Source organism: Dryocola boscaweniae, from assembly GCF_025215095.1.
GTDB lineage: Bacteria > Pseudomonadota > Gammaproteobacteria > Enterobacterales > Enterobacteriaceae > Dryocola > Dryocola boscaweniae.
Genome location: NZ_JALHAP010000075.1, coordinates 12,617 through 24,045 on the forward strand (window position 1 = coordinate 12,617; position 11,429 = coordinate 24,045).

Sequence of the window (11,429 nt, forward strand, 5' to 3'; positions counted from 1 at the left end):
CTTTTTTATTACCTGAGTCAGTTACTTACCTTCGATTGCCTTTTTCAGGCCCACAAATTTCATGTTCAAAAAATGCAGGCTCGCCTGGTAATCCTGAACATTTTTTGAAAATTCAGCCTGCTCGACATCAAGGGCAACGGTGTTGCCGTCGCTTGAGGGCTGATAAGGCACGCGATACATCTCCTGCGCAGATGCGCCTGTTGAAAAACTCAACGATGAGCGTTGCATCTCAGCGGCAAAATCAATATCTTTAGCCTGGAAGTTTGGGGTGTCGACGTTAGCCAGGTTGGCGGATAGCAACTCTGCTCGGGAAAGTCGAAGTGCTACTGCCTGCGGATGAACACCCAATGCCTTGTCAAAAGAAATACTCACAACTCACACCCTCGTGATGAAAACATTCTGCAATTGCTTGCAATACATCCTTGTTTAGCAATAACCATGCCAGAGTTTTAACATCATGAATTTAATAAGTTTCCCAAAGTATTTGCCGCAGAAGCGGAAACCGCTTTTCCGCAAGCCTGCCGGGTCTTTCCGCCTGAGCGTTTTGCTGTCGTTACTGGTCGGCGCGCATGCGGTTTTTGCCGCACCTGCCACCGGCGCGAACACCGCCCGTAAACAAATCCACGCAAGCGTCATTGCCAGCGCCGCATCGTCGATAAAACAGGAAGCCAAACGCCGAAGCTGGCCTGAATATCAGGCAAAAATGAACGTGTTTATTCCGGCCGAGGTCAGCCAGTACCCGGCATGCAACAGCCCGCTTACCGCTTCGCTACCGGGCGGCGACAGGCTGGATTTGAACCGTATTCGCTATGACGTTCGCTGTGGCGACAGCGGAGGATGGGACGTTGCGGTTACCGTCAAACCTGATATTTACCTGCCTGTGCTTGTCGCGAAAGAAACCCTCGAACGCGGGCAGGTGCTCTCGGCCTCGGATATGCAGTTTCGCAAGTACAACATCAGCAGCACGCGCGGAGGCTACATCACTAACCCGGACGATATCGTCGGGCTAACGGTTAAACGTCGCCTGCGTGAATTGCAGCCCATTAGCCTTTCGCAGCTTGAAGCGCCGGTTATGGTGGAACGCGGCCAGCAGGTGGTGATGATTGCCCGGCAGGACGGCATCGAGGCGCGCACAATGGGCGAAGCGCTCAAAAAAGGGCGTAAGGGGGAAATGATTAAGGTGAAAAACAGCAGCAGCGAACGTGTCGTTACCGCCATCGTTGACGGCATGGGCGTGGTGAAAATGGTGTACGCGTCGGGAAACTAATTTTTCGAAATTTTAGCGCGCGGATTAAAGTTTCCTCGCCAGTGGGTCGCTATAGCTAAATCAAGGGAGAAGGAATACAAATTTCCTCCCATGTGGAATCAACCTGCGACTAAAAAGAATGAACAACCCGAACCGGAGAAATACCATGAAAATTACGCCAACCCACTACAACGTGGCGACCGCAATTAACCAGACCAGCGCTGCCGAGCAGACTCGCACCCAGGCGGCAGAAGGGCTGAATATTGAGCGAAGCCGCGCAATCGACCCGGTTCTCGGCGATGCCCAGACGCAGATTGCCGCCCTGCCAGAAGTGGATATGGAAAAAGTAGCGGCCATGAAAGAAGCCATTAGCGCCGGAAAAATCAACGTCAATCTGGATGAACTCACCGGTGCGATGCAGAAATATTATCAGAGGTAAAAAATGAGTAACGCCAGCCTGCGCGTGAAACAGTTGATTCAGGATATGATCGGCGACCGTAAATACTACGTTGAATTAAACGAACTGCTTGAAAAGCAAAGATTGCTGATTATCGCTCGTCAAACCGCCGAGCTTGATGCGCTCAACGCGCAGCTAATTGAAATTTATCAATATCTTTCTCGCAGCGCTCAACAGCGTCATACGCTGTTGCAGCAGCTTGGGGTTCCGTCCGGCCCACAGGGGATTAAAGCGCTGTTCGCCAAATTACCCGCCTCGCACCACAGCAAAGTCAATGCCCTGTGGGAGGATCTGGAACGCCAGGCCAACCGCTGTCATAGCGCTAACGAAAGTAACGGTATCCTGCTCAATATGCAGCAGGAGATCCTGATGAATCTGATCAATACCAGCGAGCCGGAAAACTGGCTTTATCAGCAGGTTTAATTTTCCCTTTTGTTAGCAAACAAAAAGCAGGCCCGTTACCGGGCCTGCTAAAGTCAAACTTCGGCGCAGGCAGACGTAGAATAAAATCGGTCGCTGGCGATGCTTGAATAGAGCGCTTTTTCCATATCGCACTTCGTATCTATTTCAAACGAAACGATTTCCCGCATCGTCAACGGTAAATATTGCGTTAGTTGCTTATAAACTGACTCCCCGGTTCTGACCAGCAGGTCGGGGTGAATAAAGCAGAGGTTTGCCCATTCATACTCTGTTTCCTGTTCACGGGTAAACTGAGTCACCTTACCCATTCGGGATTCAACAAATACCGCATCGCGGGTTTTTGCTTCGGTCACCGCAATAATATTATCCGTAACGTTCTCCATGCAGAATTTTTTAAAATTCATAAAGCTCTCAGGCTCAAAGATAATATCCGCATCCATAAATAAGCAGTTTTCTTTGATTCCCTGCGAGCCCAGCCAGTAACTGGTAAGCGTAGAGGTAGATAAATATTCAGGATTGCGAACGAAAGTGACATCCTTTCGGTAACGCAGAACCTCATCCATTACCTCATGCTCCTGGAAACCAACGACCACTCGCACATCTTCTACATCTTTTAATAAAGCGAGCAGATAAGAAATTAACGGGCGGTTATTTAATTCTAGTAAACATTTTGTTCGCCCCAGCCCCAGTCGGCTCCCTAAGCCTGCCGCAGCAATTATAGCGTGTTTAACAGACGACATAAGGCCTCCTCTTCATAAATAACATAGTTCGATTTTGAAATAAGCACACGGCTCGGTTGATGAGTTAAACCGATAGCAACAGACTTATCTGCCGCCTCAAACATCGGGTAATCATTTAAACCATCGCCGAATGCAATAATATTGTGTTGAGGATAATCTCTTTTTAAAACGTTAATTGCCGTAGATTTGTTTAGTATATAATCTAACGACTGCAACCGATTATCGCTGGCGGTTACCTTTGAGGAAAAATATCGGCAGCCGAGATTTTTCATCAGCGTTTCAATCCAGATATCCAGATTCCCGGTAATAACAAAGCAGCGCTTGCTATTATTACGGATAAACTCAATAATTTTGCCAAACAACTCCGCATGGCAAATGATTTGCTGGACAATATCAACAGGAATATTTTTGAGAATAGCAAACCGCAAACGAAGGGACTCTTCGAAGCTGATGGTGCCTTCAACGGTTAGCTTGGTAAGCACCTCAAATTCATGCTCAAGGCCGACCTCATTGGCAATCAGGGGCAGGAGTTCGCGCCGGGTAAGCGTGCCATCAAGGTCAAAACACAGTAAATTTTTAGTCATTTTCTTTTCAACACATAATAACGTTGCTGAGTCTCTTTACGATTATTAAGTTCATGGGGATACATGTCTCCGGCTTCCACCAGCTCGATATGTATGGCATCTGAACAGGCAGAAATGAGCGCGAAGAGTTCCTGCTGCGTCCGGTAAATAGCGCTGTAATGGCTGTTAAGATCTTCTGACCAGTGTTGATCTAACGTCAGTCTGACATTATTGGCGACGGGCTCGCGCAAAAATATTGTTGTGCCCGGTTGGGTTATCTCCGCCAGATTTTTTAGCATGCGAATGACCTCATTGTCATTCAAATACATAATGACCCCGGTTACGATCACGTGGGTAAACGGAGATTTTCCCTTGCCCACTAGCTGTGGAGAAATTTCATCTGCTTTTCCAGTGTGAAATTGGCAGGAGGGGCTTTCTTTATACTTTTCTTGCGCAATGGCGATAAGGGAAGGAGAAAAATCTATGCCAACGTAATCCAGGCCATCATTTTTAATCGCTTCGTACCAGCGTCCGTTGCCGCAACCAATATCCAGTACGTACGACCTTGCGGATAATGCCAGCTTTGGCAGGATCAACGCCTTTTCGTGCTCATCGCGCCGGGTCGCTAATTCAACGGTCTGGTACATCGTCATTGTCAGAGGGTGGCTGTCTTTGCTTTGCGTCGCCCGCGCCTCAAAAAATTTCAGCACGCTTTGCGTATCTAACTGAACATCCTGGGCATTTTCAAGGCGTGTTTGTTTGGCAATTTTATGTTTGAAATGCCGTGTCAAAACCTGACGAATCTCATCGCCAGCGCCGATGGCGGGTATAAAGAAATTATCATCGAGGGCTTTTAATCTTTTGCTTTGCTTAGGATCTTCTTCAGCCAGAACCATATTAACAAAGTCATCAATATCTTTTTCCGCCCTGGCGATATAATAACTTTTATTCACAAATTGAGCGCTTTTGTTCAATCCTAAACATGATTCATGGGTAAGATAAAGAATAGGTTTTTTGGTGGGTAAAAACTCTAATAAAAATGAACCCGCATCTGCCATCAGGGCATCCGCTTTGCAAAAGGAGTGATGATAAGACGGCTCAAAATCGAAAGTAATATTGCTAATAACTTTAGTATATTCAACAAGTTGAGTAAATTTTTCAACCGCAATTCCGCCAAATGCCTTCAGCCGCCCAATAAACAAAGGATGAGGGCGAACGATAAGATCGACAGGGTAATTCATTGCGATAAACAGCATGGCGTCGCAATAGAGATTAAACGTTGACCATCCTTTGAGATTGCCTTCAACGAAATGTGGCGTCCATAATAAAGTCTTCCGCTCATTTTTATGATTGCGTTGCCACAATTTCAGGCTATCAAATTTGGGATGACCGGTAACATGAACATGTTTATTTCCGGCATGGCAATATCTTTTATAGAAATCTTTATGCTGGCGGGAGCGCACAAAAATCCATGTCGCTAAGTTATGGCAATCCATATTGTACTGAAAGGTAAGATTCTGCTGCCCTTCGCCTACATCAAGGCCGTAGGGAATATAAGCATACTTAATATTATTTTCCTTCAGCGAACGGCAGCTAAATCTGGCTGGACGCGTAAAATCATAAGGGTTTTGAATGAACACCATATCCGGCTGGAAAGTTGAAAAAGCATAATCTTCGTGCCAAATCCAGGCTACGCCCTGCGCATCCAGGAACTCCCTGGCTTGTTTATTCTCATGATCCTCCTTACCGCTGTGGTGAAACGGAAGCAGGATCACGCGGCATAAGAAGTTACCGTCCTGGTTCAGCGCTGATATTACGGACTCAAAATTAGTCCATCCCGGGGCCCACTGGAATAAAAAATCTACTTTAATTTTCACTGCAATTCTCCTGCTAAGTCATCCCTTTATAGCAACTTGTGTGCCAACATTAATATGATTTTTAATATCAATCACTTACATAAACTTCACCAAAATGCGCAGTCGCTTCAGATGATAAGATAATCAAACAGGAAATTCCGTTTCCGCTTTATGCTCATTAGCTGCTTTTTAAATTCCCTGTTGCCCGCCGTATCTACTTTGCCGGGCCATCATTAATACAATGCGGAAATACTGTTTCCTCTTACCGGTAGAAAAAAATAAAATCAACGGCAGATAAAATGAAAATTTATTATTCCTCTGTTTATTGTTAAGATTATTTCTTTTTAAAACCGTTCACTTTACTCGCTCACTAAACAGGCCAATGATGGAAGATCTTATCTTTAACAGGGGAAACAAGCTCCCGATTCATTATCGATTTAAAAAATCAGCCGGGGATGGCGATCATTTGTTAATTGTCATGTCAGGATTTAACATTCCCGATCCCACCATTTATGATTGCAGCAACGTGTTAACCCATTGTGATTCTCATATTCTGTGGATTAAAGACGATTTTAACGGCCTGCCGGCCTATTACCTCTGCAATAATATGTCTTTTGATATTGAATCAGGCGTGAGCCTGCTTATTTCTGGCGTGATTGACTATCTGAAGTGCGGCCGGGTTTCGATCGTTGGTGGTTCGAAAGGCGGCAGCATGGCGCTCTATTACGGCATTAAACATAACCTTAATAATATAATAACTGCCGTGCCGCAGTTTAATATCGGCAGCTATGTCGCCCACGGCAGTTATTGGGAACATGTTGGTAAACAGATGATGGGCACCATTACCGAAACCAACATCGCTCACCTCAACGCGAAGTTGCCCTATATGGTTGAGCAGACGAAACAAAAAAATAGCCATATCTATCTTTTTACTTCCCCTGTTGATGAACAATATCTGAGCGAAATCGTTCCTCACCTGCCCTTATTTTCTCACTATGAACATTTTAATTTAATAGAAAGCAAGTCAAGGCTGCTTACCCAGCATAATCAAGTGATGGGCTTTAACCTCAAGCTTATCCTGGCGCTTATTTATCAGTTTGAAAATGGCATCTCCCCGGCCTGGGGCCACGTGCGAAATGGAAACGGGTGGGATAATAAAGAAGCAGGCGTTTAGAGTGCGTAACGACAATATTCTGGCGGCCAGCTCATGGGGTTGGCCGCGGGTTGCCAGCGTTAAAGCAGCGATAAGCCATAAAGAAGATTGTAATCCGAACTCCTCCCGTCACTCGCCGTCGGTCTGTTGAACTTTGACCAGCTAAACCATGCGCTGAATAACGTCACAATCTGCTCTTCGCTCAGCGTTTGGTTATCGGCAACCCAAATCGCGCTGAGCATTTTAAGCTGGAAGAACTGACGGGTCAGCCCAAGCAGCGCTGCGCCAAAGTTCTGGCAACCCATGCCCGGGAATACATCGCTATAAAGACGATAAATAAGGACATTGCGCAGGATGTGCGGGCGTTCGCTAAACACCGTGCAGTCCAACGCTGCCTGCTCAAGCTCCTGTAAACGTTCGCTCAGGCGGCTTGGCTGCATAATCGATAGTTCGCTGAGCTTAAGCATCATGGTCATTTTTTGCGCCATCGGCAGGTTAAGAGTAAGGCGCATTTGCCCCATCTCTTTAAGCGTCGTCAGGCGGTTTTCTTCGATGGCTGGCAACAGGCTGATTTGCTCTTCCAGTACGCCCTGCTCCGCCAGGATCGCCAACTGTTCGCCCATGGAGATCAACAGTTGCGGCTCATTTTTCCCTTCGTCAAAATACTGCTGCGCTTTACTTAGCAAAACGCCAATAGCATAAAGACTTCCTTCAAGCGACAGCGAAGGGTTAACCGCCAGATTAATACACTGCTGATTAAGCGTTTCGGCCCACGGCGACAAGACCTGCTCTCCAGGAGTTTCACCTTGAGAAACGTGCAGAGTAAAGGCTTGCGGATTGAGCAGCAGTTCGCGCGCAACGCTTTCGCAGCCGGGCTCCAGGCTGTCGCGCTGCTGGTTATGCAGCCAAAGGCTCACCTGCGGCCAGTCGCCTTCGGCTTTCTGGCAGGCAGGACACCGGCACGTCCCGGCAATGGCCTGGTGACGTACAACAAATTCAGGTTGATAACGTTCTATCGTTTCCATTTTCTTCCCCAGCGCCGCCTCGGCGGTACTCGTTAGTTAACTGTGTTTGCGGAAAAACCAGTGCGTGCAGTCGGTTTCACGACCCGTTGTTTCATCATTCGCACGTTGGACAAAAGCAAAAGCGGGATAGAAACCCAGCCAGCAATGCTGTGGCATCAGAAGGTTCCATGCCCGATCCCGGCTTTGCTCCTCGCCCAGCGCAAGACGATAACTTTCAAGCAAAACAGGGATGTAATTACCGTTAACGGCATAAGCGATTCCGCAATCCGCGCTGTAAATCCGGGCGACGCCTTTGAGCGAAGCCATCGGGCGCAAATTGTTGTATCGCGCACCCAGCAACAGGACATGCCAGTCGATATTGCTTAACTGGCTGAGCAAAGCATTGACCAGGTTGACCGAAGATTCTTTTTTGACAAAGCGCACGCTCGCGTCCAGCAGCAGCACGTTTTCCCAGCCCTGCTGCTGCGCCTGTTCCAGCACCGAGATGTGCGTCTTCAGCTCGGCGGTTTTCGCGTTTGTATGCTGCTGACGGGCAACCGGCAGCAGTTTTTCAGCCGGAATACCAAACGCCACCAGTTCCTCGCATTGCTGCATCAGCGCCTCTTCCTGAAGCGGGTCATAAATCACCGCCACTTTTCCGAATGCCGACCACAAAACGGCGGTATTCAGCGGCGCACGGCTCAGACGGCGGTAATGAGCCAGAAGGTTCTGATCTTCAACCAGATCCTCCAGACGCAGATCCACCGGCGTGCTGCTGCCCAGAATAAAATCTTTGTCGTAGGTATTGGCGCTGTGAGAGATGCAGACAATGGCCTGCTTCGGGTCAATTTGCAGCACCGGCGTAGTGAATCCACGCAGGAAGGCCTGCTCTTCAGCAAGCATCGCATCGTCTTCGTAACGATTTTTCTTCAGCAAATTACGGTGCAGGCCAAACGTGCCGTTCAGAGCATGGTTGGCGCCAAAAGAGTTCGTGAGATAGATTTTGTCGAGGTGGCTGTACCAGACATAAATCTGGTCGCTACCCGAGAATAAGGCCTTATGGCTTTGCATTTCGCGAACCTGATAAGAGAGCTTATTCGGCGGATAATAATCGTCGTCATCGAAACAAATGATGTATTCGCCCTGCGCCATCTCGTTGAGCATATTACGCTTTTTCCCCAGCGCCAGACGCTCTTTGCTGTGGATATAGCGTACGTTTTGCAGGCCGCCGTCCACCATCATGTCGATCAAATCCTGATTGCTGCGCTCGGAGTCATCCAGAATGATCAGTTCACGCTTATCCGCCGGGTAGTCCTGATACTGAAAGATATACAGCAGATAGGGCAGAAACTCGCGGCGGTTATAACTTGGGCAAACCACGCTGACGAACGGCGTGCTGGTCGCGACGGCCGCGCGCTGGCGCTTTAACAGATTATCCAGCAGCGAGCTTTGGGGTTGGGTTTTACTCATGGCTTAACTCTTAGCGTTGGGCAAGTTTCTGGCGCAGCCAGCACTGCGCCGACACGGCATCGGTATTTTTCTGGTCGCGACGATTTTCATCCATCGCACGCTGGCGTTTACGCTCGTCCAGCACCAGCTCCAGGCTTTTTTCCCGCTTTGCTTCCTCAAGCAAAGCGCCCTGAATTTTTTGCGCTTCCAGGGAGGCTAAAGCCTGCTCCTGTTTCTGCCAGTCAATGACTCGCTGAAGGTTGCGCTTATAACCGGAATGGTTAGTGAGCAGCGCGGCGCTGGTGCCTGCCGCCTCGCTCATGCCGCAGGCTAACGACCTGAGCGCGGAAATATTCTTTTCAAAACGCTGGCAAAGCTGGCGCTGTGAAGAAAGCTGCCGGCTGAGGTCTTCTACCGCCCGATGACGAAGCAGGTGAAGCTGTTCAAGGGTAAGGATTAACTTGCTCATCGTTGAGTTATCCCGCCTGCGCTAACAGGCTCAGGTCATTAACGGTTTTGTCCATGAGCGCCACGTCGTGCACTTCCTGCTGTAAAAACTGAGTGATTGCCGGGGCGAGGTTCACCGCCCGGTCGGCGGTGGCGTCGGCGCCCGCGACATAACCGCCCAGGGGAATAAGCGGTTTGATACTCTGGTATTCGGCATAAAGTTGCTTGAGGGCGCGCGCGGCGCGCTGGTGTTCCCGCGTAGTTACCTGCGACATACAGCGGCTAATGGACTGGCCAATGTCGATTGCCGGATAATGCCCCGCTTCCGCAAGGTGGCGGGACAGCACGATGTGGCCGTCCAGCACCGCACGGGCGCAGTCAACTATCGGGTCCTGTTGATCATCCCCTTCGGCTAAGACGGTATAAATCGCAGTCATGGTGCCGCTGCCTGAGCTGTTCCCGGCGCTTTCGCACAGACGCGGGATCATGCCAAAGGCTGAGGGCGGATACCCTTTGGTGGCAGGAGGTTCGCCCAAAGACAGCGCGATTTCACGCTGCGCCATGGCATAACGCGTCAGGGAATCCACCAGCAGCAGCACATCTTTGCCTTTATCCCGATAATAGCTGGCGATGGTATGGCACAGCTCGGTGGCCTTAATGCGCATCAACGGCGATTCGTCAGCGGGTGCGGCGACAATCACCGATTTCGCCAGCCCTTCGGCCTGCAACGCATTATCGATAAACTCTTTTACTTCGCGCCCGCGCTCGCCAATCAGCCCCACCACCACCACATCGGCCTGGGTATAACGGGTTATCATGCCCAGCAGCACGCTTTTACCGACGCCGCTGCCGGCCATCAGGCCCACGCGCTGCCCTTTGCCGATAGTCAGCAGACCGTTAATGGCACGCACGCCCACGTCCAGCGGCTCGTCGACCGGTTGACGGGTTAGCGGGTGAACCTGCGGCAAAAGCTGTGCGAGCAAAGTATCGCCACCCAGCTTGCCTTTATCATCCAGCGGTTCGCCCAGACCGTTGACCACGCGCCCAAGCCACCGATCGCCAATCATTACGCTTTCTTGCTTTTCGGCCGGGAAAACCCGCGCGCCCGCAATCAGGCCGGACGGATGTTTAAAGGGCATCAGGTAAGTGACGTCGCGGTCAAATCCCACGACCTGAGCGTCCATCATTTCGCTGTCCGTACTTTCGACCTGGCACATTTGCCCCACCGCCAGCCGGCAACCCACGCATTCAAGCAGGATGCCGTTGACGCGAACCAGCCGCCCTGCCACGCGGGCAAGGTTGATGTGCTCAATGGAGCGCAGCGCCTGCTCGAAATCCAGATCACTCATCTTGCGTTTCCGGCAGCAACGTCTCTTTTAAGACATCAATACACTGATCCATGCGGTGCTGGCAGCCGATGTCCATTTCACTGGTTTCGGTAACCACGCGGCATTCGCCCGCGGCTAAATCCGCATCAGCACAAAGCCCCCACTGCCGGGATTTTTCCGGTTCCGCTTCACTGATGCGCTTAAACTCTTCGCTGTTCATATAGATGCGAATCTGCTCAGGAACCGTCGGCAGGCTTGAAATCGCCTCTTCAATTAACGTCAGCATTTGGGTCGGCTGTAAGGAAAGTTCGCAGCGGATAACCTGGCGAGCAACCTTATCGACAAGCTGTAAAAGCTCTTCGCGGCGACGCTGCTCATAGGCCGTCAGGAATTTTTGCAGCTCGCTCCTCACGCCTTCCAGAGGCTGCGCGGCCTCCAAAAATTGCTGTTTCGCCTGCAGAGTGCCTTCGGCAAGCCCCTTGCGCATTCCGTCTTCAAAACCCAGACGCGCGCCTTCCTGGTAACCTTCGTTTTTGCCCTCTTCCATGCCCTGAGCAAAGCCGCGGTTCAGGCCGTCCTGGAAGCCCTGCATTAATTGTTCCTGCAAAGCTGCCGGGTCCATCAGCTCACCGTGCGCGCCCTGCTCCCCGGCGGTTTGCTGCCAGCTTTTACGCAACGGCGGAAACTTATGCAGCCGCGGTTTGACCACCGCGTGGCGGCGGCTGGTAAGAGCGTCAAGGGAAGTATCCTGCGTTTTTTTAAACAT

General features: G+C 50.1%; 13 protein-coding genes. 4 read left to right on the forward strand and 9 right to left on the reverse strand.

Annotated elements, in window-relative coordinates:
• Positions 1-21: 21 nt before the first annotated feature.
• Positions 22-372 carry a flagellar basal body rod protein FlgB gene (gene flgB, locus MUA00_RS07070; protein ID WP_271122399.1) on the reverse strand — a complete coding sequence of 117 codons (351 nt, stop codon included), beginning with the start codon at positions 370-372 and terminating at the stop codon, positions 22-24.
• An 85-nt stretch (positions 373-457) separates the two neighbouring features.
• On the opposite strand from flgB, the gene flgA reads away from it, so the two are divergent.
• From flgA to flgN, 3 genes are all read left to right on the forward strand, one after another.
• Entirely contained in the window at positions 458-1,267 is an 810-nt protein-coding gene (gene flgA, locus MUA00_RS07075) for a flagellar basal body P-ring formation chaperone FlgA (RefSeq protein WP_333780870.1), read from the forward strand.
• A 145-nt stretch (positions 1,268-1,412) separates the two neighbouring features.
• Positions 1,413-1,685, forward strand: coding sequence for a flagellar biosynthesis anti-sigma factor FlgM (flgM, locus tag MUA00_RS07080; protein WP_271122400.1), 273 nt, complete (start codon positions 1,413-1,415; stop codon positions 1,683-1,685).
• A gap of 3 nt (positions 1,686-1,688) precedes the next feature.
• Positions 1,689-2,126 (forward strand): flagellar protein FlgN, encoded by a 438-nt coding sequence (gene flgN / locus MUA00_RS07085; protein WP_271122401.1) that lies wholly within the window; start codon positions 1,689-1,691, stop codon positions 2,124-2,126.
• 53 nt (positions 2,127-2,179) lie between these two features.
• Here flgN and MUA00_RS07090 read toward each other — a convergent pair whose 3' ends face one another.
• The 3 genes from MUA00_RS07090 to MUA00_RS07100 are packed head-to-tail and all read right to left on the reverse strand — an operon-like array spanning position 2,180 to position 5,303.
• Positions 2,180-2,863, reverse strand: a complete 684-nt coding sequence (locus MUA00_RS07090) for an NTP transferase domain-containing protein (RefSeq protein ID WP_271122402.1) — start codon at positions 2,861-2,863, stop codon at positions 2,180-2,182.
• Positions 2,839-3,447, reverse strand: a complete 609-nt coding sequence (locus MUA00_RS07095; RefSeq protein WP_271122403.1) for an HAD family hydrolase — start codon at positions 3,445-3,447, stop codon at positions 2,839-2,841. The genes MUA00_RS07090 and MUA00_RS07095 overlap by 25 nt, the downstream gene beginning before the upstream one ends.
• Positions 3,444-5,303, reverse strand: coding sequence for a class I SAM-dependent methyltransferase (locus tag MUA00_RS07100; protein WP_271122404.1), 1,860 nt, complete (start codon positions 5,301-5,303; stop codon positions 3,444-3,446). Before MUA00_RS07100 ends, MUA00_RS07095 begins: the two co-directional genes overlap by 4 nt.
• Before the next feature lie 361 nt (positions 5,304-5,664).
• On the opposite strand from MUA00_RS07100, the gene MUA00_RS07105 reads away from it, so the two are divergent.
• Positions 5,665-6,456, forward strand: a complete 792-nt coding sequence (locus MUA00_RS07105) for a hypothetical protein (protein ID WP_271130462.1) — start codon at positions 5,665-5,667, stop codon at positions 6,454-6,456.
• Positions 6,457-6,515: 59 nt separating this feature from the next.
• On the opposite strand, the gene MUA00_RS07110 is transcribed toward MUA00_RS07105, so the two are convergent.
• Genes MUA00_RS07110 through fliH form a run of 5 tightly spaced genes read right to left on the reverse strand, consistent with a single transcriptional unit; the run spans position 6,516 to position 11,429 of the window.
• Entirely contained in the window at positions 6,516-7,460 is a 945-nt protein-coding gene (locus MUA00_RS07110; protein WP_271122406.1) for a hypothetical protein, read from the reverse strand.
• 36 nt (positions 7,461-7,496) lie between these two features.
• Positions 7,497-8,909 (reverse strand): glycosyltransferase family 2 protein, encoded by a 1,413-nt coding sequence (locus MUA00_RS07115; protein WP_271122407.1) that lies wholly within the window; start codon positions 8,907-8,909, stop codon positions 7,497-7,499.
• Positions 8,910-8,919: 10 nt separating this feature from the next.
• Entirely contained in the window at positions 8,920-9,357 is a 438-nt protein-coding gene (gene fliJ / locus MUA00_RS07120) for a flagellar export protein FliJ (RefSeq protein WP_271122408.1), read from the reverse strand.
• A gap of 7 nt (positions 9,358-9,364) precedes the next feature.
• Positions 9,365-10,684, reverse strand: coding sequence for a flagellar protein export ATPase FliI (fliI, locus tag MUA00_RS07125; protein WP_271122409.1), 1,320 nt, complete (start codon positions 10,682-10,684; stop codon positions 9,365-9,367).
• Positions 10,677-11,429: a flagellar assembly protein FliH gene (fliH, locus tag MUA00_RS07130; protein ID WP_271122410.1), complete on the reverse strand. Its 753-nt coding sequence runs from the start codon at positions 11,427-11,429 to the stop codon at positions 10,677-10,679. The genes fliI and fliH overlap by 8 nt, the downstream gene beginning before the upstream one ends.

Excerpts from the sequence above, each read along its gene's own strand:
- flgA (WP_333780870.1), top strand. The coding sequence starts at position 458 with ATGAATTTAATAAGTTTCCCAAAGTATTTGCCGCAGAAGCGGAAACCG.
- flgM (WP_271122400.1), top strand. The coding sequence starts at position 1,413 with ATGAAAATTACGCCAACCCACTACAACGTGGCGACCGCAATTAACCAG.
- flgN (WP_271122401.1), top strand. The coding sequence starts at position 1,689 with ATGAGTAACGCCAGCCTGCGCGTGAAACAGTTGATTCAGGATATGATC.
- MUA00_RS07090 (WP_271122402.1), bottom strand. The coding sequence starts at position 2,863 with ATGTCGTCTGTTAAACACGCTATAATTGCTGCGGCAGGCTTAGGGAGC.
- MUA00_RS07095 (WP_271122403.1), bottom strand. The coding sequence starts at position 3,447 with ATGACTAAAAATTTACTGTGTTTTGACCTTGATGGCACGCTTACCCGG.
- MUA00_RS07105 (WP_271130462.1), top strand. The coding sequence starts at position 5,665 with ATGATGGAAGATCTTATCTTTAACAGGGGAAACAAGCTCCCGATTCAT.
- MUA00_RS07110 (WP_271122406.1), bottom strand. The coding sequence starts at position 7,460 with ATGGAAACGATAGAACGTTATCAACCTGAATTTGTTGTACGTCACCAG.
- MUA00_RS07115 (WP_271122407.1), bottom strand. The coding sequence starts at position 8,909 with ATGAGTAAAACCCAACCCCAAAGCTCGCTGCTGGATAATCTGTTAAAG.
- fliJ (WP_271122408.1), bottom strand. The coding sequence starts at position 9,357 with ATGAGCAAGTTAATCCTTACCCTTGAACAGCTTCACCTGCTTCGTCAT.
- fliI (WP_271122409.1), bottom strand. The coding sequence starts at position 10,684 with ATGAGTGATCTGGATTTCGAGCAGGCGCTGCGCTCCATTGAGCACATC.
- fliH (WP_271122410.1), bottom strand. The coding sequence starts at position 11,429 with ATGTTTAAAAAAACGCAGGATACTTCCCTTGACGCTCTTACCAGCCGC.